This is a genomic window from Bacillus sp. JKS001846 (assembly GCF_900176455.1).
GTDB classification, from domain to species: domain Bacteria; phylum Bacillota; class Bacilli; order Bacillales; family Bacillaceae_G; genus Bacillus_A; species Bacillus_A cereus.
Map to the genome: position 1 here is coordinate 887501 of NZ_FWYG01000001.1, position 20671 is coordinate 908171.

The following is a 20671-nucleotide window of genomic DNA, read 5'->3' on the forward strand; positions in this document are numbered from 1 at the left end:
CTGAAACCGTGTGCCTACAAATAGTCAGAGCCCGTTAACGGGTGATGGCGTGCCTTTTGTAGAATGAACCGGCGAGTTACGATCCCGTGCGAGGTTAAGCTGAAGAGGCGGAGCCGCAGCGAAAGCGAGTCTGAATAGGGCGTTTAGTACGTGGTCGTAGACCCGAAACCAGGTGATCTACCCATGTCCAGGGTGAAGTTCAGGTAACACTGAATGGAGGCCCGAACCCACGCACGTTGAAAAGTGCGGGGATGAGGTGTGGGTAGCGGAGAAATTCCAATCGAACCTGGAGATAGCTGGTTCTCCCCGAAATAGCTTTAGGGCTAGCCTTAAGTGTAAGAGTCTTGGAGGTAGAGCACTGATTGGACTAGGGGTCCTCATCGGATTACCGAATTCAGTCAAACTCCGAATGCCAATGACTTATCCTTAGGAGTCAGACTGCGAGTGATAAGATCCGTAGTCAAAAGGGAAACAGCCCAGACCGCCAGCTAAGGTCCCAAAGTGTGTATTAAGTGGAAAAGGATGTGGAGTTGCTTAGACAACTAGGATGTTGGCTTAGAAGCAGCCACCATTTAAAGAGTGCGTAATAGCTCACTAGTCGAGTGACTCTGCGCCGAAAATGTACCGGGGCTAAATACACCACCGAAGCTGCGGATTGATACCAATGGTATCAGTGGTAGGGGAGCGTTCTAAGGACAGTGAAGTCAGACCGTAAGGACTGGTGGAGTGCTTAGAAGTGAGAATGCCGGTATGAGTAGCGAAAGACGGGTGAGAATCCCGTCCACCGAATGCCTAAGGTTTCCTGAGGAAGGCTCGTCCGCTCAGGGTTAGTCAGGACCTAAGCCGAGGCCGACAGGCGTAGGCGATGGACAACAGGTTGATATTCCTGTACCACCTCTTTATCGTTTGAGCAATGGAGGGACGCAGAAGGATAGAAGAAGCGTGCGATTGGTTGTGCACGTCCAAGCAGTTAGGCTGATAAGTAGGCAAATCCGCTTATCATAAAGGCTGAGCTGTGATGGGGAAGCTCCTTATGGAGCGAAGTCTTTGATTCCCCGCTGCCAAGAAAAGCTTCTAGCGAGATAAAAGGTGCCTGTACCGCAAACCGACACAGGTAGGCGAGGAGAGAATCCTAAGGTGTGCGAGAGAACTCTGGTTAAGGAACTCGGCAAAATGACCCCGTAACTTCGGGAGAAGGGGTGCTTTCTTAACGGAAAGCCGCAGTGAATAGGCCCAAGCGACTGTTTAGCAAAAACACAGCTCTCTGCGAAGCCGTAAGGCGAAGTATAGGGGGTGACACCTGCCCGGTGCTGGAAGGTTAAGGAGAGGGGTTAGCGTAAGCGAAGCTCTGAACTGAAGCCCCAGTAAACGGCGGCCGTAACTATAACGGTCCTAAGGTAGCGAAATTCCTTGTCGGGTAAGTTCCGACCCGCACGAAAGGTGTAACGATTTGGGCACTGTCTCAACCAGAGACTCGGTGAAATTATAGTACCTGTGAAGATGCAGGTTACCCGCGACAGGACGGAAAGACCCCGTGGAGCTTTACTGTAGCCTGATATTGAATTTTGGTACAGTTTGTACAGGATAGGCGGGAGCCATTGAAACCGGAGCGCTAGCTTCGGTGGAGGCGCTGGTGGGATACCGCCCTGACTGTATTGAAATTCTAACCTACGGGTCTTATCGACCCGGGAGACAGTGTCAGGTGGGCAGTTTGACTGGGGCGGTCGCCTCCTAAAGTGTAACGGAGGCGCCCAAAGGTTCCCTCAGAATGGTTGGAAATCATTCGTAGAGTGCAAAGGCATAAGGGAGCTTGACTGCGAGACCTACAAGTCGAGCAGGGACGAAAGTCGGGCTTAGTGATCCGGTGGTTCCGCATGGAAGGGCCATCGCTCAACGGATAAAAGCTACCCCGGGGATAACAGGCTTATCTCCCCCAAGAGTCCACATCGACGGGGAGGTTTGGCACCTCGATGTCGGCTCATCGCATCCTGGGGCTGTAGTCGGTCCCAAGGGTTGGGCTGTTCGCCCATTAAAGCGGTACGCGAGCTGGGTTCAGAACGTCGTGAGACAGTTCGGTCCCTATCCGTCGTGGGCGTAGGAAATTTGAGAGGAGCTGTCCTTAGTACGAGAGGACCGGGATGGACGCACCGCTGGTGTACCAGTTGTTCTGCCAAGGGCATAGCTGGGTAGCTATGTGCGGAAGGGATAAGTGCTGAAAGCATCTAAGCATGAAGCCCCCCTCAAGATGAGATTTCCCATAGCGTAAGCTAGTAAGATCCCTGAAAGATGATCAGGTTGATAGGTTCGAGGTGGAAGCATGGTGACATGTGGAGCTGACGAATACTAATAGATCGAGGACTTAACCATATAATATGAAGCAATGTTATCTAGTTTTGAAAGAATATAAAAAACTTGTTGACTTTCAAAAGTGAATGAGTTACAATAATTCTTGTCTTAAATGAATACAGTCTGGTAATGATGGCAGAGAGGTCACACCCGTTCCCATACCGAACACGGAAGTTAAGCTCTCTAGCGCCGATGGTAGTTGGGACCTTGTCCCTGTGAGAGTAGGACGTTGCCAGGCAAATGGAGGATTAGCTCAGCTGGGAGAGCACCTGCCTTACAAGCAGGGGGTCGGCGGTTCGATCCCGTCATCCTCCACCATTTAGCCGACTTAGCTCAATTGGTAGAGCAACTGACTTGTAATCAGTAGGTTGGGGGTTCAAGTCCTCTAGTCGGCACCAGAAATCATGGCGGTTGTGGCGAAGTGGTTAACGCACCGGATTGTGGCTCCGGCATTCGTGGGTTCGATTCCCATCAGTCGCCCCATTTTTCTTAAATAAATTAATATGCGGGTGTGGCGGAATTGGCAGACGCACCAGACTTAGGATCTGGCGCCTTTGGCGTGGGGGTTCGACTCCCTTCACCCGCACTTTTAATTAAATAACTCATACATGTCTTGCGGAAGTAGTTCAGTGGTAGAATACAACCTTGCCAAGGTTGGGGTCGCGGGTTCGAATCCCGTCTTCCGCTCCAATTTTCAATATGACATGCCGGGGTGGCGGAACAGGCAGACGCACAGGACTTAAAATCCTGCGGTGGGTGACCACCGTGCGGGTTCGACCCCCGCCCTCGGCACCATATGCGCCCGTAGCTCAATTGGATAGAGCGTTTGACTACGGATCAAGAGGTTAGGGGTTCGACTCCTCTCGGGCGCGCTTTTATTAACGGGAAGTGGCTCAGCTTGGTAGAGCACCTGGTTTGGGACCAGGGGGTCGCAGGTTCAAATCCTGTCTTCCCGATATTCCTAAAAACATGGGGCCTTAGCTCAGCTGGGAGAGCGCCTGCCTTGCACGCAGGAGGTCAGCGGTTCGATCCCGCTAGGCTCCACTTATATTAATATCATTTATGGCGGTGTAGCTCAGCTGGCTAGAGCGTACGGTTCATACCCGTGAGGTCGGGGGTTCGATCCCCTCCGCCGCTACCATAAAGGACCTTTAGCTCAGCTGGTTAGAGCAGACGGCTCATAACCGTCCGGTCGTAGGTTCGAGTCCTACAAGGTCCACCATTAGACGTATATATCTCGGAGGTATACCCAAGTTCGGCTGAAGGGATCGGTCTTGAAAACCGACAGGCGGCGAGAGTCGCGCGGGGGTTCGAATCCCTCTACCTCCTCCATTTTTTCTAAAGTGAATATTTTATCATCGCGGGGTGGAGCAGCACGGTAGCTCGTCGGGCTCATAACCCGAAGGTCGCAGGTTCAAATCCTGTCCCCGCAACCAAATGGTCCCGTGGTGTAGTGGTTAACATGCCTGCCTGTCACGCAGGAGATCGCCGGTTCGACCCCGGTCGGGACCGCCATTTTTTACATAAAGGCTCGGTAGCTCAGTCGGTAGAGCAGAGGACTGAAAATCCTCGTGTCGGCGGTTCGATTCCGTCCCGAGCCACCATTTTGAAATCACGAGCCGACTTAGCTCAATTGGTAGAGCAACTGACTTGTAATCAGTAGGTTGGGGGTTCAAGTCCTCTAGTCGGCACCACTTTCAAAATGAGCCATTAGCTCAGTTGGTAGAGCATCTGACTTTTAATCAGAGGGTCGAAGGTTCGAGTCCTTCATGGCTCACCATTTACAATTTAATGCGGGTGTAGTTTAGTGGTAAAACAAGAGCCTTCCAAGCTCTGGTCGAGAGTTCGATTCTCTTCACCCGCTTTTCAATTATGGGCCTATAGCTCAGCTGGTTAGAGCGCACGCCTGATAAGCGTGAGGTCGATGGTTCGAGTCCATTTAGGCCCACCATAATTGTTCCGCAGTAGCTCAGTGGTAGAGCTATCGGCTGTTAACCGATCGGTCGTAGGTTCGAGTCCTACCTGCGGAGCCATATTTATAGAGAAGTACCCAAGTGGCTCAAGGGGCTCCCCTGCTAAGGGAGTAGATCGCGAACGCGGTGCGAGGGTTCGAATCCCTTCTTCTCTGCCAGAACTGGCCCGTTGGTCAAGTGGTTAAGACACCGCCCTTTCACGGCGGTAACACGGGTTCGAATCCCGTACGGGTCATACTAAAAGAGATAGCATAATCTGCTATCTCTTTTTTGTTGTATAAAAGTGAACTTTGGATAGTCTGCTTTTTTATGCAATAGAAGAAATATGAAGTATGGGCTGTTGCAGTTGGGTATATAGAGCGGTAAATACAATCATGTTGTTTATTTGGGCCTGTATGAATATGAAGGAACTATCTATCTAAAATGATACCTCAAGTTGAACTTTTACCCCAGCTGTATGGCTGTAGCCTCCTACACTTGGAGAAACCGATGAAAATAAATAATATATAGAAGAAGCTGCTTTCTCTCAACAGGTGTGATCTACTGAAGACAGCTTTTTTATGTTGTCATTATTGTCGAGTTTTGTCGGTAAATCGATATATTGCAAAAATCGCTGATATAATTTGAGTTACGATCGATAAATTTTAATAATCGCTGATATAATTTCACTTACCGATGAAAACCACAAGAAAAACCCTTTCACAATCTAAAGAAAACGCCTCCATTGAAATGGATTCCACACCTATTCCAATAACTTTACACTCTATGTGAAAAAGTTCACAAATAGGTCATAATTTGTGAAGTAATTCACAATAATACGTGCTACAATATGAATGTAAAGAAGTTAAACAACATTAAATTAGTATTTTAATTAATTACTTAAACAATCATAAAAAAATATATGTGAACAATAGAGAGGGGAAATTACCATGAAAAAAGGTATCAATCGTGTAGTATTAGTAGGAACAGGAGCTGTAGGTTGTAGTTACGCTTACTCAATGATCAACCAAGGTGTAGCTGAAGAATTCGTATTAGTAGATGTTAATGAAGCAAAAGCAGAAGGGGAAGCAATGGACTTAAGCCATGCGGTACCATTCTCTCCATCACCAACAAAAGTTTGGAGCGGTAGCTATGCAGATTGTAAAGATGCAGATTTAGTTGTTATCACTGCTGGGTTACCACAAAAGCCAGGTGAAACTCGTTTAGACTTAGTTGAGAAAAATACAAAGATCTTTAAACAAATCGTTCGCGGCATTATGGATAGCGGATTCGATGGAATCTTCTTAATCGCAACTAATCCAGTTGATATTTTAACTTACGTAACTTGGAAAGAATCTGGTTTACCGAAAGAGCGCGTAATCGGTTCTGGTACTACTTTAGACTCTGCTCGTTTCCGTTACATGTTAGGTGACTACTTAGATGTAGATCCACGTAACGTTCATGCTTACATCGTTGGTGAACACGGTGACACTGAACTTCCAGTATGGAGCCACGCTACTATCGGTGTACAAAAATTAGAAACAATCTTAGCTAACAACGAACAGTACAAACAAGAAGACTTAGACAAAATCTTCGAAAACGTACGTGATGCAGCTTACCATATCATCGAGCGTAAAGGTGCAACTTACTACGGAATCGGTATGTCACTACTTCGTGTAACTAAAGCAATCTTAAACAACGAGAACAGCGTATTAACTGTATCTGCATACCTTGAAGGTCAATACGGCGAGAAAGATGCTTACGTAGGTGTTCCAGCTGTAATTAACCGCGAAGGTGTACGTGAAATCGTAGAACTTGAGCTAAATGAAGAGGAAAAAGTGAAGTTCGCTCATTCTGTAAAAGTATTAAAAGAAACAATGGCACCAGTACTATAATAATTGCTAAATAATTCAGAGGTGGGAAACTGCTTCTTACCTCTGAACTTATATAATTTAATATAAATTCCTTTTCCGGTTTCCCTTGTATATCCCCAATATACCCCTTTTGCTGGATAAGGGTCGTTTATAGAAAAGAGCACTCTATTTTACGTAGAGTGCTCTTTATTATTCCGCTATTTGCCGGGCAGTAAAAAACCACTGATTAAAGTTTCATTTTATTATTTTTTAGGTGTTAATCCTAATTTCTTTAAAATATCTGCCAGTGTACCGCTTTTGGATTTTTCTACAGGTGTTTGTGATTTAGATGCATCTGGACCTTTTTTCAAGAAGTTCCTTTCAACGAAGCGAATATCTTTTTCGTCGACAATACCATCTTTATTAAGGTCTCCGTCTTTTACAGTTAGTCCTTTTTTACCATAGTTGCTAGCGATAATTTCAGCATCTTTAATATCGATTACTTTATCAGCATTTACATCGCCGGTAAGGTTTTCATCAGGTCTTGCATAATAATATTGGCCAAGCAGCTTACCGTCTTTTTCAGTACCAAGTTTCATTGTTAGGCGGCTTGTTAAATGTCCTGGCACCTCTACATATAAGTTATAGTCGTGTTTATTAACTGGAAGTCCATTTAGTTTGAAGTATCCGTATTTATCTAGTGAGCCTTCAAACTTATGACGGTAAGAATCAGTCGCATATACTTTTAGGCCAAGCTTTGTATAATCGAACTTTTCATCTAAATATTCGCGTTCATTTAAGAACGCACCAGGTTTAATATGTCCTTCTACTAGTGAGTTTAAGGACATAACTGAGAATGTTTGATCTTGAAGTACACGCATTCTATTTGGTTCTGATTCACCTTGTTTCCAGTAAACAAAAATTGGTGACTCTAATTGAGCGTTTGCTTCATAAAATTCATCATTTTCTACTTTGAAAGTTACATCAATGAACGGGAAATCACCATCTAATCCAGCAAAGTTTTTGTCATCGATAGCGCCGCCAACTGTAACAGAACCTGCCTCTAATTTCGGTTCATTTACTTTTGCAGTTACTCCTTTTTCGGAAAGTAGCTTTTCAAAAGCAGGATTAAATTTCGCATTTCAATAACATTGTGACAAAAAATATTGAGAAACATTTTTTTATGACAGATTATTTTGTTTTGATTTTGAGTGGAAAATAGCATGAAAAATAGGATAAACATAATAAAATAAAGGTTGAGAAAAAATAATTGGTAAAAATATAGAAGAATAATAAAGCGTTTTCAATGAATATTCGTCAAAATTCGATATTTTACACGGAAATGTGAAGAAAAACTAACATTTTTAAGAAAAAAACGAATGTTTTTTATAAATTAACAAGGATATTGCAGTTTTTCGCAGAAATAGTTAAAGTATAAAAAATTCTGTCATCTAAGTGAGGTGAGCATATTGAGTGTAATAAATTGTGAAGAAGTGAAACGAGATGAGTTTCATACAGAAAAGTACTATGAAAGTTATAACATCTTTGGCGCACATGTTGTGACGGAAGATGAGATTCAAGGGGTACGATTTACAGTCTGGGCTCCTCATGCGAAAGCAATGAGTGTTGTTGGAGATTTTAATGAGTGGGATTATGAGCAACATAAGATGCTACAAGTGACAGAAGAAGGGATTTGGTCCTTATTTATACCGCATATTGAAGAAGGAGAAATATATAAATATGCGATTGAAACGTTGGCTGGTGACGTCATTTTAAAGGCAGATCCGTATGCTATATATGCAGAAGTAAGACCGAATACGGCATCTGTAGTTTTTGATATAAAAGGATATGAATGGAATGATAAAAACTGGAATCGTAAGAAAAAGAAAAAACCGATTTATAAAGAAGCGATGACAGTTTATGAATTACATTTTGGTTCTTGGAAAAAGAAAGAAGATGGAACACTATATTCTTACAGGGAAATGGCAGAAGAACTCATTCCGTATGTGGTGGAACATCAATTTACACATATTGAAATTATGCCGCTTGTTGAGCATCCATATGATCGTTCTTGGGGATATCAAGGAACGGGATATTATGCAGCGACGAGTAGATTTGGTACACCGCATGATTTAATGTATTTTGTCGACGAATGTCATAAATATGGAATCGGTGTCATTTTAGATTGGGTACCGGGGCATTTTTGTAAAGATGCTCACGGTTTATATTTGTTTGATGGCACACCGACCTATGAATATAAAGATAAAGATGTACAAGAAAATCTAGTATGGGGAACTGTCAATTTTGATTTAGGAAAGAGAGAGGTACGTAATTTCTTAATTTCAAATGCGTTATTTTGGATGAGATATTTCCATATTGATGGTTTCAGAGTAGATGCAGTTGCGAACATGTTGTACTGGAATAAAGAAGGACAAGAGCAAAGTAATGAGTACGCTGTGTCATTTTTACGGGAGTTAAATGAAGCAGTGTTTGCAGAGGATGAAGATTTTCTTATGACGGCAGAGGATTCAACAGCTTGGCCACTTGTAACAGCACCAACGTATGAAGGTGGGCTTGGATTCAATTACAAATGGAATATGGGCTGGATGAATGACGTGCTGAAATATATGGAGTGTGCGCCAGAGTACAGAAAATATATTCATGAGAAAATGACGTTCTCTTTACTATATGCTTACTCTGAAAACTTCATATTACCCCTTTCTCATGATGAAGTCGTTCATGGGAAAAAGTCGTTATTAAATAAAATGCCAGGTGATTACTGGGATAAGTTTGCTCAGCTTCGTTTATTATATGGATATTTCTTTACTCACCCAGGAAAGAAATTACTTTTCATGGGAGGAGAATTCGGGCAGTTTGATGAGTGGAAAGACCTTGAAGATTTAGATTGGAATTTACATGATTTTGAAATGCATCGTTATATGCATGATTACTTTAAAGAGCTCATAGCATTGTATAAGCGCTCAAAACCACTTTGGCAGCTTGATCATTCGCCTGAAGGTTTTCAGTGGATTGATGCTAATAATAACGAGCAAAGTATTTTCTCGTTTATCCGCCAAGGGGATAAACAAGAAGATGCGTTAGTTATCGTATGTAATTTTACGAAAGCTACATATGAAAACTATAAAGTAGGTGTACCAGATTTCGAGTATTATAACGAGATTTTAAACAGTGATGCACAGCAATATGGCGGTTCGGGACAAGTGAATAAGAAACGTCTTAAGACGATTCTAGAACCGTACCATAATCAAGCAGCACATGTAGAGATTACAATTCCACCATTTGGCGTATCCATATTACGACCAGTGAAGACGAGAAAGGGGAGCAAAAAACAAGATGGCTCAAAAACAAAAGTGCGTAGCAATGTTACTAGCAGGGGGAAAAGGTAGTCGTTTAAGTGCATTAACAAAGAATTTAGCCAAGCCAGCTGTTCCATTTGGTGGTAAATATCGCATTATTGATTTTACGCTAAGTAACTGTGCGAATTCTGGTATTGAAACGGTTGGGATTTTAACGCAATATCAACCACTCGAACTTCATAATTATATCGGAATCGGAAATGCGTGGGATTTAGACCGAGTAAACGGTGGGGTCACAGTCTTACCTCCTTATGCGGAGTCTTCAGGGGTTAAGTGGTATACAGGTACGGCAAGTGCCATTTATCAAAACTTAAACTATTTAAGTCAGTATGAACCGGAGTATGTTCTCATTTTATCAGGCGACCATATTTATAAAATGGATTACAGTAAGATGCTAGATTACCATATTCAGAAAGAATCGGACGTATCCATTTCTGTTATTGAAGTACCTTGGGATGAAGCGAGTCGCTTTGGCATTATGAATACAAATGAAGAAATGGAGATTGTTGAGTTTGAAGAGAAACCACAATTTCCAAGAAGTAATCTTGCATCAATGGGAATCTATATTTTTAATTGGTCAATTTTGAAAGAGTATTTAGAGATGGATGCAAGAAACCCTGAATCTAGTAACGATTTTGGAAAAGACGTACTTCCCCTTTTATTGGATGAAGGGAAGAAGCTAATGGCGTATCCGTTTGAAGGATATTGGAAAGATGTTGGAACGGTGAAGAGCTTATGGGAAGCGAATATGGATTTGCTTCGCGATGAAACATCACTGAATTTAAACGATCGTAATTGGCGTATTTACTCTGTCAATCCAAACGAACCGCCTCAATATATTGCTGAAAAGGCGAAAGTAGAAGAATCGCTTATTAACGAAGGGTGCGTCATTGAAGGGGACGTGAAGCATTCTGTGTTATTCCAAGGAGTGACGGTGGAAGAAGGAAGTATGGTGATTGATTCTGTCGTTATGCCAGGGGCTAAGATTGGTAAAAATGTTGTGATTGAAAGAGCGATTGTTGGATCAGAAATGGTTATCGAGGATGGAACAATCATTCGTCCAGAAAAGAATGTTGACGATGTAGTATTAATTGCTGAAGGGAAATAGAAAAGGGGGATGAAATGAATGGGAGAAAAAATGTTAGGAATTATTAATGCAACGGGAAGTTTTCCTTCCTTAAAGAAAGTAACAGGACATCGTTCACTAGCGGCGTTACCGTTTGGGGGCCGTTATCGACTCATTGATTTCATGCTTTCAAATATGGTGAATTCTAGTATTCATAGTGTGGCAGTTTTTACAAGCCATAAAAATCGTTCGTTAATGGACCATGTTGGTTCAGGAAAACAGTGGGATTTAGATAGAAAACGAGACGGACTATTTTTATTCCCGCCAAACTGCCAATGTGACCAAGATGAATTTGGGTCTTTTGCACACTTTAGAAGACATATTGATTATTTTCTAAGAAGCAGAGAAGAGTACGTTGTTATTACGAATAGCCATCTCGTAACAGCATTAAATTTTCAAGCGGTGTTAGAGCGACATATACATACGGCAGCTGATATTACGGAAGTTTGCCATGAAGGGGTTTCACTTCAAACATATGTGTTAAAGAAACAATTATTGTTAGACTTATTTGAGTCATATAAAGATCTGGAACAATACAGTTTATTTGATGTAGTGAGAGAAAAGCGCGGGAAATCATTACACATTGCTACATATGAACATACTGGATATGTAGCAATTATTGACTCGATTGAAAGTTACTATAAACATAGCTTAGAAATTTTGCAACCTGCTATTTGGAAGCAATTATTTAAGAAAGAAGCACCGATCTTTACGAAAGTAAAAGATGAGCCACCAACTCGTTATTTAAAGGGTGCAGTCGTGAAAAATACAATGATTGCAAACGGTAGTATTATTGAAGGGGAAGTCGAAAACAGTGTTGTTTCTCGTTCAGTTAAAATTGGAAAAGGTTCAATTATTCGTAACAGTATTATTATGCAAAAGAGCCAAATTGGAGATAACTGTATAATAGATGGTGTTATTATTGATAAAGATGTGAAAATTGGTGACGGTGTCGTATTAAAAGGAAACGCCGATGGGCCGTATGTTGTAGAAAAAGGAAGCGTACAAAACAGTACGATTAATAGTTATTCTTAAAAGAATCAGTGGGGGCTTTTTCCTCCACTGATTAAAGTTTTAATTCAAATGAAAACTCGAAGGGAGGAAGCTGCAAGAGGAGTAATAAAAACTTTTCGCGCAGTGGGACAACAAGTGAATATTTTATTTGCAGTATCAGAATGTGTACCGTTTGTGAAATCGGGAGGATTAGCTGATGTAGCGGGTGCGCTCCCAAAAGAGCTGAAAAAATTAGGAGTGGACGTTCGTATTATACTTCCGAATTATAGCCTCATTCCGCAAAAGTTAAGAGATGGATGTACGTTACATAAAGTAATTAACGTCCCGCTTGGGTGGAGAAATCAATATTGTGGAATTTTAAAAGGTGAGCAAGACGGAATTACGTATTACTTAATAGATAATGAATATTATTTTAAGAGAGATTCTCTGTATGGTCATTATGATGACGGAGAGCGTTTTTCTTATTTCTCAAAAGCGGTGTTAGAGTGTATTCCGCACCTTGATTTTGAAGTGGATGTTCTTCATAGCCACGATTGGCATACGGCTATGGTTAATTTCTTACTTCGTGAAAAGTATCAAGATAACCCGTTATATGAGCGTATTAAAACGGTATATACAATTCATAACTTACAGTTCCAAGGTGTATTTCCTCCTGAAGTAATGTACGACTTGTTAGAACTTGGTGATGAATATTTCCACAGTGAGCAGTTAGAGTTTTATGGGAATGTGAACTTTATGAAGGGCGGTATTATCGCTTCGGATCAAATTACAGCGGTGAGCCCGACATATAAAGAAGAAATTCAATATGAATTTTTCGGTGAGAAGTTAGATGGATTACTGCGAAAATATAATGATAAGCTTAGCGGCATTGTAAATGGTATTGATACGAGCGTATATAATCCAGAAACGGATTCGTATATTAAGGCTCAGTATGATGCAGAGTCATTATATGAAAAGAGTGAAAATAAACGCGCCTTGCAGCGTTATTTTGGTTTGCCAGAAAAAGAGGATACACCAATTATTTCAATGGTAACGAGATTAACGAAGCAAAAAGGTCTTGATTTAGTACGTACTGTATTCCGCGAAATAATGGAAGAAGATGTACAATGTATTATTTTAGGATCAGGTGATTCGGAATATGAGCAATTCTTTGAATGGATGGCATATGAGTATCCGGAGAAGGTAAAAGTTTATATCGGATTTAATGAAGAATTAGCTCATCAAGTGTATGCAGGAAGTGATTTATTCTTAATGCCATCGCTGTTTGAACCGTGTGGACTTGGACAACTTATCGCATTAGCATACGGTACGATTCCAATTGTAAGAGAAACAGGTGGATTAAACGATACGGTACATTCTTATGATGAAGAAACTGGAGAAGGAAATGGTTTTAGTTTCACGAATTTTAATGCACATGACATGCTGCATACGATTCATCGTGCAATTGAATTCTATCACGATAAACCGGTATGGGAGCAGCTTGTAAAACAAGCGATGACTGAAGATTACAGCTGGGAGCAATCGGCTCTTGCTTATAAGGAATTATATAAAAGTCTCATGGAATAACATGTAGGTGGTGAAAAAATGTTTACTCATGTTGAAAGTTTTAAATCAACTTTTCTAGAAAAGTTAGAGACGATGTATGGTAAAAGTTTTAAAGATTCTACAACTCGTGATCAATATAATACACTCGGCCATATGGTACGTGAGTATATGAATAGTCAATGGATTGCAACGAATGAGAGTTATCGATCCGGAGAGCAAAAGCAAATGTATTACTTGTCTATTGAGTTTTTGCTTGGACGTTTGCTTGGAAGTAACATCTTGAATTTAGGTATTAGAGATGTATGCGAGCAAGGGTTATCTGAACTAGGGATTTCGTTACAAGAGTTAGAAGAAGTGGAAGCAGATGCAGGCCTTGGTAATGGTGGGCTTGGACGCTTAGCAGCCTGTTTTCTCGATTCACTTGCATCTTTAAACTTGCCAGGACACGGCTGTGGAATTCGTTATAAACATGGTTTGTTTGATCAGAAAATTGTTGATGGTTATCAAGTCGAATTTCCAGAACAGTGGCTTCTTCATGAAAACGTATGGGAAGTAAGAAGGCATGATCAAGCTGTAGAAGTAAGTTATTTCGGCAATGTTGAACCGCTAGAAATTGACGGGCGTTTAGAGTTTAGGCATACAAATGCAGAAGTCATTATGGCCGTGCCATATGATGTGCCGGTAGTTGGCTATGAGACGAGTACTGTAAATACACTTAGACTTTGGAATGCTGAACCAGTTCCTTTCCCGCAAAACTGCAAAGATATTTTGAAATATAAGCGTGAAACAGAGGCTGTATCGGAGTTTTTATATCCAGATGATACGCATGATGAGGGAAAAATACTTCGTTTAAAACAACAGTATTTCCTCGTATCAGCAAGTTTGCAAAATATCGTTCGAATGCATAGAGAAAGATATGGTGACCTTCGTCAACTACATGAAAAAATTGCGATCCACATTAACGATACACATCCGGTTTTAGCAATTCCGGAACTGATGCGTATTTTACTAGACGAAGAAAAGTTAGCATGGGAAGAAGCTTGGCACATAACGACGCAGACGATTTCTTATACGAATCATACGACGTTATCAGAAGCGCTCGAAAAGTGGCCAATTCACATTTTTAAACCGTTATTACCGAGAATTTATATGATTATTGAAGAGATTAATGAACGTTTCTGTCATGAACTGTGGGAACAGTATCCGTATGAGTGGGATCGTATTGAAGCAATGGCGATTATTGCACATGACCTTGTGAAAATGGCTCATTTAGCGATTGTCGGTAGCCATAGCGTAAACGGTGTAGCGAAAATTCATACGGAAATATTAAAGCAGCGGGAAATGCGATTGTTTTATGAATTTTATCCAGATAAGTTTAATAATAAGACGAATGGAATTGCTCATAGGCGCTGGCTTATGAAAGCAAATCCACAGTTAACAAATCTCATTTCAGAGGCGATTGGAACAGAGTGGAAGAAAGAACCGATTAAGCTTCAAGAGCTACAATTAGTTCAATATGATGCGAGTTTCCAAGAGAAATTTGCAGAGGTAAAACAAGAGCGTAAAGAGATTTTAGCGGAGCGTATTCATAATACAATGGGGATTACCATTGATCCAAATTCTATTTTTGATGTGCAAGTGAAAAGATTACATGCTTACAAACGACAATTATTAAATGTTCTTCATATTTTATATTTGTATAACCGTTTGAAAGAGGATGCTAGTTTTACATTTTATCCGCGTACTTTTATTTTTGGAGCGAAAGCATCACCTGGCTATTATTACGCGAAAAAAATTATTAAATTAATAAATGAACTCGCAAGAAAAGTAAATAATGACCCGTATGTCAGTCAATATATGAAAGTTATCTTTCTAGAAAACTATCGAGTTTCTTTAGCAGAAGATATATTCCCGGCAGCGGATGTAAGTGAACAAATTTCAACGGCGAGTAAAGAAGCATCGGGAACAGGTAATATGAAATTTATGATGAATGGTGCGATTACACTCGGAACGCTAGACGGTGCTAACGTTGAAATAAAAGACCGGGTCGGTGATGATAACTGTTTCATTTTCGGTTTAACAGCCGAAGAGGTTCTTCATTACTATCAAAATGGTGGATATCGTGCAAGTGATTATTATCACCACAATGGGCACATTAAAAAGGTAGTAGATCAGTTAACGAATGGTTTCTTTGCACAGTCGGGAGCCGAATTTGAAGCAATTTACGATTCTCTCGTTATTCAAAATGATGAATATTTCGTTCTGCGAGATTTTGGTCCATATGCTGAAAGACAAGAAGCTGTCGGTAGAGCTTATGAGAACCGAACGAAGTGGCTAGAAATGTCGATTTTAAATATTGCACAGTCTGGTCATTTTGCGAGCGATCGAACGATTTTGCAGTACAGTAATGAAATTTGGGGTATTGGTAATGCAGTTAAACAGTTTTAAAGAGGTTGCTATATTGGGAGATATATTATCGATTTACCAACAGAAATGGATATTAATAAATAAAACGTGCTTAATAAAATTAAGCTCGTTTTATTTATTTTGCTTAAGAAAGAAATGGAACAGTGGTATATATGATACCTGCCCCATCATACTCTCCTGTCGCAAAGTATGAAAATGTAAAGAAACCTGTAACCGTAAAAATTACAATAAGGAAAAATGCGAAGATAAATTTTAACATGTAAGGTCCCCTCATCCAAAAATAACTTCATAGATTATTATAGTATACGAATATTTTATTTCCAATTGTTTACTGGTTAAAAATGAGAAGTCAGACATGTTTTGTATGTTGTAATGGAATGATTATTTGTAATGGATTTTGTGTTTTTTGTAAATGTCATGTTGTGATGGACGTGTGCATACTCCCAATCATGATCATTAAAATTTATGTTTCGGGGAGGGAGAAGTGGGACGACATCGAATAAGTTGACGAAACGAAAGCTACTAGCTACTTGTAGTTTATAATAATTTCGAAAAGCGATATCTCCTACTTTTGGAGAAGCGAATGTATAAAGTCCATACTGTGCGAAGGCAGTATTTATACGTGCATCTAATATGTGTAATGTGGCAAGCGCGCCACCTAGACTATGCCCAGTAGCTAGCAGTTTTTTATGTGCTGGCAATGATACGAGCATATCCATAATAGAATCACGACAAGACTCATAAATAGAGAGAAAACCGTTATGGACATTTCCGCCATTTAAAGCATAAGGATAAGGTTTTTGATTGACGAGAGAATCAATAATCCAATCTGGATCTGTTTGAGTGCCTCTGAAGGCAACGATAATTGTATCCTCAGATTCTAATATAAATCCGAACCATTCTGTTGTTTGAATGGCCTTTCCTTGAAAACCTTGTACATATTGAAAACCATCTGGTATTTCGAAAATACCATTTTGTTTATATTGTTCATACGTTAACTCACAACAAGAAGCTAACAGTATGGCAGTTTCTTTATCAAAGGATAAAGGAGTACGCATTAAGGTAGCCCTCCTTAAGAAAAGGTATAGTTTAATATATGCGGTGAGGAACTTGATTCATTCTTTTGGAGGTGGGGAATAGCTTGTATCGCTTACCTAAATCAGTGGAGGAAATTATAATGGCAAAATAAAACAGTGCCTGATAAGGGCACTGTTTACTCTTTTTCATCTCAAGGAATCGACTTTTTTAGTTATTCTTAATGAACTGACGCATGCGTTAGTTGCATAAGTAAGAGGTTTGAAAAAATAGCCTGTATATATTTGAATGATGAATAACTTACCTATTTTCTTGTGTTTGTTTGCGTTACATACAGAAAAAATTCGGAAAATAAAACATATTATTTATCTGTTTGTTTTTGCTTCTTTTTCAAATACTCCGTACGCAATTTTTCAAGTTGCTGCTTTTTATCAAATTTGGCAGGCTTCTGTTTTTCATGGAACTTTGCCACAGCTACCTGACTTTTGGAATCCAATTGATATTTTCCCACTTTGTTCACCTACTTTTCTTGTCTCTAAAGAGAATCTACTCAACAAATATAATATACCTTATTTTCCTGAAGTAAACCTTATTACTTTATTTTAACTGCTTTTTCTCGTTTGTAGACGTAAATTAAAACACCCTTTCACTTTATTACTGCAAGCAAGGGTGTTTTAATTTTATTATTTTATTAGTTGATGGCCATTCCCACATAAGGGCACAGTTTACTCTTTCCCATCTAATAAACGACCAAGGCCACCTAATACACTACCTTCGCCAGTACTTTGCGCTGCTGGGCTTGTAAGGCGTGCTGCTAATCGGCTAAGTGTTAAGGACTGAATCCAAACTGTTCCAGGTCCTTCTAACGTTGCGAAGAATAAACCTTCGCCGCCAAATAGAGCTGTTTTTACTTTTCCAACGAACTCGACATCATAGTTAATGTCTTTTGTCATAGCAACGAGACAACCTGTATCAATGCGAAGTTTCTCACCAGGTTTTAATTCACGTTTATATACAGTTCCACCTGCGTGCATGAAAGCAAGACCGTCACCTTCAAGTTTCTGCATGATAAAACCTTCACCACCGAAGAAACCAGTTCCTATTTTTTTCGTAAATTCAATTCCGATAGAAACACCTTTTGCGGCACAAAGAAAGGCATCTTTTTGACAAACTACTTTTCCTTGATATTCTGTTAAATCTACAGGAATAATTTTACCAGGATAAGGAGCAGCAAATGAGACGTGGCGTTTGCCGTGACCTGTATTTGTAAATACAGTCATAAACATACTTTCGCCTGTAACGAGACGCTTACCAGCGCCCATTAATTTTCCGAATAAACCTCCAGATGGGCCAGAACCATCACCGAAGATTGTTTCCATTTCTATGTAATCTTCCATCATCATCATTGCGCCAGCTTCTGCGATCACGCTTTCTTCTGGATCTAACTCAATTTCAACAAACTGCATATCATCGCCGTATAATTTATACTCGATTTCATGTGCTTGCATTTTTCTCACCTCATAAATATGTAGTAATTATATTGTACAGAAATTATTAGAATTAGCACACTATAGTTTTGTTAATTTTCCAATAAAATATGAATATGGAAATTCAACATTATATTAAAATTATAAAAAAATGGTGGAATGAAAGTGTTCTCATTTGACGTTTTTGATATAGCGTGATATAGTGAAGTCACTATTGAGCTACATAATGTGGTACGGAAATAAAGCACGTTGAATTAAAGGCTGTAAGCTTGTTATACATTCATGTCCTTTATATCCACCTTTTCATGTGGATTCATAGTTTCATTTTTATTTAGGAGGTACATGACATGCAAACAGGTAAAGTTAAATGGTTCAACAGCGAAAAAGGTTTCGGTTTCATCGAAGTTGAAGGTGGAGACGATGTATTCGTTCACTTCTCAGCTATCCAAGGTGACGGATTCAAAACTTTAGAAGAAGGTCAAGAAGTTTCTTTCGAAATCGTTGAAGGTAACCGTGGACCACAAGCTGCTAACGTTACAAAAAACTAATTAGCTAGCGATAAAAAGCATTCCGATTTTCGGAATGCTTTTTTTTATTCTTTGGAACTAGATTCATTTGAAGATAATTCACCTTTGAAGGTACGCTCTTCAAAGTCATCAAGCATTTGTTCATATTCTTCATGTTCTTCCGTAGCGAAAACTTGCGGATTTTTTCCATACATATCTGTACCAATAAAGTTTTCGAAATCTTCTACGTATCCTACATTTTCCTCACTGTTTACGTACATGCCATTATAGTTTTTCGAATCTTGTCTTTCTAAATCAGACGGCGTTTCAGATGTTCCGTAATTTGCGACATCTTGCCACGCATCTTCCGCATCGTACTCAACAGAATGGTCCTCATCATGCTTGTGAAAAGAAGGAGATAACACTTCCTCTTCAACTGGACGCGCATCCATGTTTAATTTATTTATTGCGTACTGAACGCATGTTGTAGCAGTCGGCATTGCTTCCAATCTTTCAAATGGAATTTCTTCACCAGACACTTCGCAAATGCCGTACGTACCCGCTTCTATTTTTTGCAAGGCATGTTTCGTGTCCTCAAGCTGTTTATGCCAAAGCTCAATAAGCCCGAAGTCTTTTTCCCGTTCATATAGCTCTGTAGCCATATCAGCTGGATGGTTATCATAGCTAGATAATTCTCCAACGGAATCACGTTCAGAAGCACGATCTGTATTTTCATGAGTTTGTATCGTTTGCTCTAGTTCTTGTTTTTGTTTTTCTAAAATGGATTTAAATTGACCTACTTGTTGTGGAGTTAACATAGTCGTCCACCTTCCTACAATTCAGTTTCTTTACATAGTATGAGCGTTGAGAGTAGGAATTATGAGATGAATTTCAGATATGAAAAAGGAGCCGCATAAGCAGCTCCTTTTATAGAAAGTATCCAAGTAATAATCCAATTCCCATTAGGAAACCGAAGATTGTATTTGTTTTTGCTGTTGCAATCATCGCAGGTACCATTTCCATTGGAATGCTTTTGCCGATAAAGCCTTTCGTCGCTTTAAATGCTTTCGGTGCACTTAAAAATACGATAAGCATCCATGGTGATACGATGCCCACGATAATTAAAGCAATTGTCCAAATGTAGGAAACGATGAACATAGAAGCAAGTACACCAACCGCTCTTTCACGTCCAACGAGAATTGCTAACGTTTTACGACCGTTTTCTTTATCGCCATCTAAGTCACGAATATTATTAGCTAGTAAAATGGCACCAATTAAAATGGAGCTTGGAATAGATAGTAAAATGACTTCTGATGTTACAGTTCCAGTTTGAATAAAGAATGAAATTCCAATAATGATAACACCCATAAATAATCCGGCTGTTAACTCTCCAAATGGTGTATAGGCAATGGGAAGTGGGCCACCCGTGTAAAGGTAAGCAACGGCCATACAAACAAGACCGATTGCAGCAAGCCACCAGCTAGAATTCATACAAATATAAACACCTAATAGTATTGCGATGCCGAAAAATCCAAATGCTAAGTTAAGCACTGTTTTTGGCTGAATGCCATCGCGAACGATAGCGCCGCCGATACCAACTGAACCTTCGTGATCGAGTCCTCTTTTATAATCAAAGTATTCATTAAACATGTTTGTTGCTGCCTGAATGAGAAGACAAGCAAGAAGCATTATAAGGAAAAGAGGGAGATGGATTTGATTTATACCTCCGACCTGCATTGCATAGGCTGTTCCGATGAAAACAGGAACGAAAGCTGCTGTTAATGTATGGGGACGTAGTAAACTCCACCAAATGCGCCAGCCTGTTTGCTTGCTTGGTTTTGGCGCCGTAGGAGAGGAATTCGTTTCGACGTTCATTTCCATGTTGAATCCTCCTTTGGTCACATATTGTACACAACTAAGTGTAGAAAAAGCATCATTTAGTGTCAACGTTTATTTTCTAGGAAGAGAAGGTGAATTTCTCAGAAATGCTAAACGTTGACAGG

The 20671-nt window shown here is 40.1% G+C and carries 13 protein-coding genes, 22 tRNA genes, 2 rRNA genes and 2 pseudogenes (1 of these 39 only partly in view); 31 read left to right on the forward strand and 8 right to left on the reverse strand.

Going from position 1 to position 20671, the window contains the following annotated elements; translation table 11 throughout:
- The 24 genes from B9A45_RS04740 to B9A45_RS04855 form a co-directional block, all read left to right on the forward strand.
- Window positions 1–2367 (forward strand): 23S ribosomal RNA (locus tag B9A45_RS04740) (it extends 555 nt beyond the left edge of the window).
- 101 nt (window positions 2368–2468) lie between these two features.
- A 5S ribosomal RNA gene (rrf, locus tag B9A45_RS04745) occupies window positions 2469–2584 on the forward strand.
- A gap of 4 nt (window positions 2585–2588) precedes the next feature.
- A tRNA-Val gene (locus B9A45_RS04750) sits at window positions 2589–2664 on the forward strand.
- Between the two features lie 4 nt (window positions 2665–2668).
- Window positions 2669–2744 (forward strand) — tRNA-Thr (locus B9A45_RS04755).
- A 9-nt stretch (window positions 2745–2753) separates the two neighbouring features.
- Window positions 2754–2829: transfer RNA gene (locus tag B9A45_RS04760), tRNA-His, on the forward strand.
- Window positions 2830–2851: 22 nt separating this feature from the next.
- A tRNA-Leu gene (locus tag B9A45_RS04765) sits at window positions 2852–2932 on the forward strand.
- Window positions 2933–2961: 29 nt separating this feature from the next.
- A tRNA-Gly gene (locus B9A45_RS04770) sits at window positions 2962–3036 on the forward strand.
- 16 nt (window positions 3037–3052) lie between these two features.
- Window positions 3053–3141 (forward strand) — tRNA-Leu (locus tag B9A45_RS04775).
- A gap of 3 nt (window positions 3142–3144) precedes the next feature.
- Window positions 3145–3218 (forward strand) — tRNA-Arg (locus B9A45_RS04780).
- Between the two features lie 10 nt (window positions 3219–3228).
- Window positions 3229–3302 (forward strand) — tRNA-Pro (locus B9A45_RS04785).
- Between the two features lie 15 nt (window positions 3303–3317).
- Window positions 3318–3390 (forward strand) — tRNA-Ala (locus B9A45_RS04790).
- A gap of 20 nt (window positions 3391–3410) precedes the next feature.
- Window positions 3411–3487, forward strand: a tRNA-Met gene (locus tag B9A45_RS04795).
- Window positions 3488–3491: 4 nt separating this feature from the next.
- Window positions 3492–3568, forward strand: a tRNA-Ile gene (locus tag B9A45_RS04800).
- Between the two features lie 17 nt (window positions 3569–3585).
- Window positions 3586–3678 (forward strand) — tRNA-Ser (locus B9A45_RS04805).
- 27 nt (window positions 3679–3705) lie between these two features.
- A tRNA-Met gene (locus B9A45_RS04810) sits at window positions 3706–3782 on the forward strand.
- Window positions 3783–3785: 3 nt separating this feature from the next.
- Window positions 3786–3861: transfer RNA gene (locus B9A45_RS04815), tRNA-Asp, on the forward strand.
- A gap of 13 nt (window positions 3862–3874) precedes the next feature.
- Window positions 3875–3950: transfer RNA gene (locus tag B9A45_RS04820), tRNA-Phe, on the forward strand.
- A gap of 14 nt (window positions 3951–3964) precedes the next feature.
- Window positions 3965–4040 (forward strand) — tRNA-Thr (locus B9A45_RS04825).
- Between the two features lie 10 nt (window positions 4041–4050).
- Window positions 4051–4126: transfer RNA gene (locus tag B9A45_RS04830), tRNA-Lys, on the forward strand.
- 13 nt (window positions 4127–4139) lie between these two features.
- A tRNA-Gly gene (locus tag B9A45_RS04835) sits at window positions 4140–4210 on the forward strand.
- Between the two features lie 10 nt (window positions 4211–4220).
- Window positions 4221–4297 (forward strand) — tRNA-Ile (locus tag B9A45_RS04840).
- Window positions 4298–4304: 7 nt separating this feature from the next.
- Window positions 4305–4379 (forward strand) — tRNA-Asn (locus B9A45_RS04845).
- Between the two features lie 7 nt (window positions 4380–4386).
- Window positions 4387–4477: transfer RNA gene (locus B9A45_RS04850), tRNA-Ser, on the forward strand.
- Window positions 4478–4482: 5 nt separating this feature from the next.
- Window positions 4483–4554, forward strand: a tRNA-Glu gene (locus B9A45_RS04855).
- A 97-nt stretch (window positions 4555–4651) separates the two neighbouring features.
- Here B9A45_RS04855 and B9A45_RS32560 read toward each other — a convergent pair.
- Window positions 4652–4815: pseudogene (locus B9A45_RS32560) on the reverse strand (IS4 family transposase); the annotation flags it as partial.
- Between the two features lie 433 nt (window positions 4816–5248).
- Between B9A45_RS32560 and B9A45_RS04860 the strand changes: the two are divergent.
- The gene (locus B9A45_RS04860) at window positions 5249–6193 is read left to right on the forward strand and encodes an L-lactate dehydrogenase (RefSeq protein ID WP_000715340.1); all 945 of its coding nucleotides are present in this window, start codon (window positions 5249–5251) and stop codon (window positions 6191–6193) included.
- A gap of 221 nt (window positions 6194–6414) precedes the next feature.
- Here the strand turns inward: B9A45_RS04860 and B9A45_RS31555 are convergent.
- Window positions 6415–7293, reverse strand: a pseudogene (locus tag B9A45_RS31555) (peptidase S8); the annotation flags it as partial.
- A 327-nt stretch (window positions 7294–7620) separates the two neighbouring features.
- Between B9A45_RS31555 and glgB the strand changes: the two are divergent.
- The 5 genes from glgB to glgP all read left to right on the forward strand — a co-directional run bounded on the left by glgB (window position 7621) and on the right by glgP (window position 15661).
- Window positions 7621–9558: a 1,4-alpha-glucan branching protein GlgB gene (gene glgB, locus B9A45_RS04880; RefSeq protein ID WP_000111398.1), complete on the forward strand. Its 1938-nt coding sequence runs from the start codon at window positions 7621–7623 to the stop codon at window positions 9556–9558.
- Window positions 9506–10636 carry a glucose-1-phosphate adenylyltransferase gene (gene glgC / locus B9A45_RS04885; protein ID WP_000057606.1) on the forward strand — a complete coding sequence of 377 codons (1131 nt, stop codon included), beginning with the start codon at window positions 9506–9508 and terminating at the stop codon, window positions 10634–10636. The genes glgB and glgC overlap by 53 nt, the downstream gene beginning before the upstream one ends.
- Window positions 10637–10654: 18 nt before the next feature.
- Window positions 10655–11689: a glucose-1-phosphate adenylyltransferase subunit GlgD gene (gene glgD, locus B9A45_RS04890; RefSeq protein WP_000504161.1), complete on the forward strand. Its 1035-nt coding sequence runs from the start codon at window positions 10655–10657 to the stop codon at window positions 11687–11689.
- A 114-nt stretch (window positions 11690–11803) separates the two neighbouring features.
- Complete coding sequence (gene glgA / locus B9A45_RS04895) at window positions 11804–13234, forward strand: glycogen synthase GlgA (RefSeq protein WP_023901191.1); 1431 nt, start codon at window positions 11804–11806, stop codon at window positions 13232–13234.
- An 18-nt stretch (window positions 13235–13252) separates the two neighbouring features.
- Window positions 13253–15661, forward strand: a complete 2409-nt coding sequence (gene glgP / locus B9A45_RS04900; RefSeq protein ID WP_000494096.1) for a glycogen phosphorylase — start codon at window positions 13253–13255, stop codon at window positions 15659–15661.
- 103 nt (window positions 15662–15764) lie between these two features.
- Here the strand turns inward: glgP and B9A45_RS32565 are convergent, their stop codons facing one another.
- The 4 genes from B9A45_RS32565 to B9A45_RS04920 all read right to left on the reverse strand — a co-directional run bounded on the left by B9A45_RS32565 (window position 15765) and on the right by B9A45_RS04920 (window position 18183).
- Window positions 15765–15899, reverse strand: a complete 135-nt coding sequence (locus B9A45_RS32565) for a hypothetical protein (protein ID WP_000911065.1) — start codon at window positions 15897–15899, stop codon at window positions 15765–15767.
- Between the two features lie 76 nt (window positions 15900–15975).
- Entirely contained in the window at window positions 15976–16698 is a 723-nt protein-coding gene (locus B9A45_RS04910) for a lipase family protein (RefSeq protein WP_001260134.1), read from the reverse strand.
- A gap of 338 nt (window positions 16699–17036) precedes the next feature.
- On the reverse strand, window positions 17037–17186 hold the full coding sequence (locus B9A45_RS32085; RefSeq protein ID WP_000521639.1) for a hypothetical protein: 150 nt from the start codon (window positions 17184–17186) through the stop codon (window positions 17037–17039).
- Between the two features lie 214 nt (window positions 17187–17400).
- The gene (locus B9A45_RS04920) at window positions 17401–18183 is read right to left on the reverse strand and encodes a TIGR00266 family protein (RefSeq protein WP_001147834.1); all 783 of its coding nucleotides are present in this window, start codon (window positions 18181–18183) and stop codon (window positions 17401–17403) included.
- A gap of 326 nt (window positions 18184–18509) precedes the next feature.
- Between B9A45_RS04920 and cspD the strand changes: the two genes are divergently transcribed.
- Window positions 18510–18710 carry a cold-shock protein CspD gene (cspD, locus tag B9A45_RS04925; RefSeq protein WP_001193054.1) on the forward strand — a complete coding sequence of 67 codons (201 nt, stop codon included), beginning with the start codon at window positions 18510–18512 and terminating at the stop codon, window positions 18708–18710.
- A 44-nt stretch (window positions 18711–18754) separates the two neighbouring features.
- On the opposite strand, the gene B9A45_RS04930 is transcribed toward cspD, so the two are convergent.
- Window positions 18755–19486, reverse strand: coding sequence for a yteA family sporulation protein (locus tag B9A45_RS04930; protein ID WP_084063898.1), 732 nt, complete (start codon window positions 19484–19486; stop codon window positions 18755–18757).
- 109 nt (window positions 19487–19595) lie between these two features.
- On the reverse strand, window positions 19596–20549 hold the full coding sequence (locus tag B9A45_RS04935) for a 1,4-dihydroxy-2-naphthoate polyprenyltransferase (RefSeq protein WP_044796381.1): 954 nt from the start codon (window positions 20547–20549) through the stop codon (window positions 19596–19598).
- Window positions 20550–20671: the final 122 nt, after the last annotated feature.

What these genes read in the sequence shown, in the direction of transcription:
- B9A45_RS04860 (WP_000715340.1), top strand. Translation starts at nt 5,249, where the DNA reads ATGAAAAAAGGTATCAATCGTGTAGTATTAGTAGGAACAGGAGCTGTA.
- glgC (WP_000057606.1), top strand. Translation starts at nt 9,506, where the DNA reads ATGGCTCAAAAACAAAAGTGCGTAGCAATGTTACTAGCAGGGGGAAAA.
- glgD (WP_000504161.1), top strand. Translation starts at nt 10,655, where the DNA reads ATGGGAGAAAAAATGTTAGGAATTATTAATGCAACGGGAAGTTTTCCT.
- glgP (WP_000494096.1), top strand. Translation starts at nt 13,253, where the DNA reads ATGTTTACTCATGTTGAAAGTTTTAAATCAACTTTTCTAGAAAAGTTA.
- B9A45_RS32565 (WP_000911065.1), bottom strand. Translation starts at nt 15,899, where the DNA reads ATGTTAAAATTTATCTTCGCATTTTTCCTTATTGTAATTTTTACGGTT.
- B9A45_RS04910 (WP_001260134.1), bottom strand. Translation starts at nt 16,698, where the DNA reads ATGCGTACTCCTTTATCCTTTGATAAAGAAACTGCCATACTGTTAGCT.
- B9A45_RS04920 (WP_001147834.1), bottom strand. Translation starts at nt 18,183, where the DNA reads ATGCAAGCACATGAAATCGAGTATAAATTATACGGCGATGATATGCAG.
- cspD (WP_001193054.1), top strand. Translation starts at nt 18,510, where the DNA reads ATGCAAACAGGTAAAGTTAAATGGTTCAACAGCGAAAAAGGTTTCGGT.
- B9A45_RS04930 (WP_084063898.1), bottom strand. Translation starts at nt 19,486, where the DNA reads ATGTTAACTCCACAACAAGTAGGTCAATTTAAATCCATTTTAGAAAAA.
- B9A45_RS04935 (WP_044796381.1), bottom strand. Translation starts at nt 20,549, where the DNA reads ATGGAAATGAACGTCGAAACGAATTCCTCTCCTACGGCGCCAAAACCA.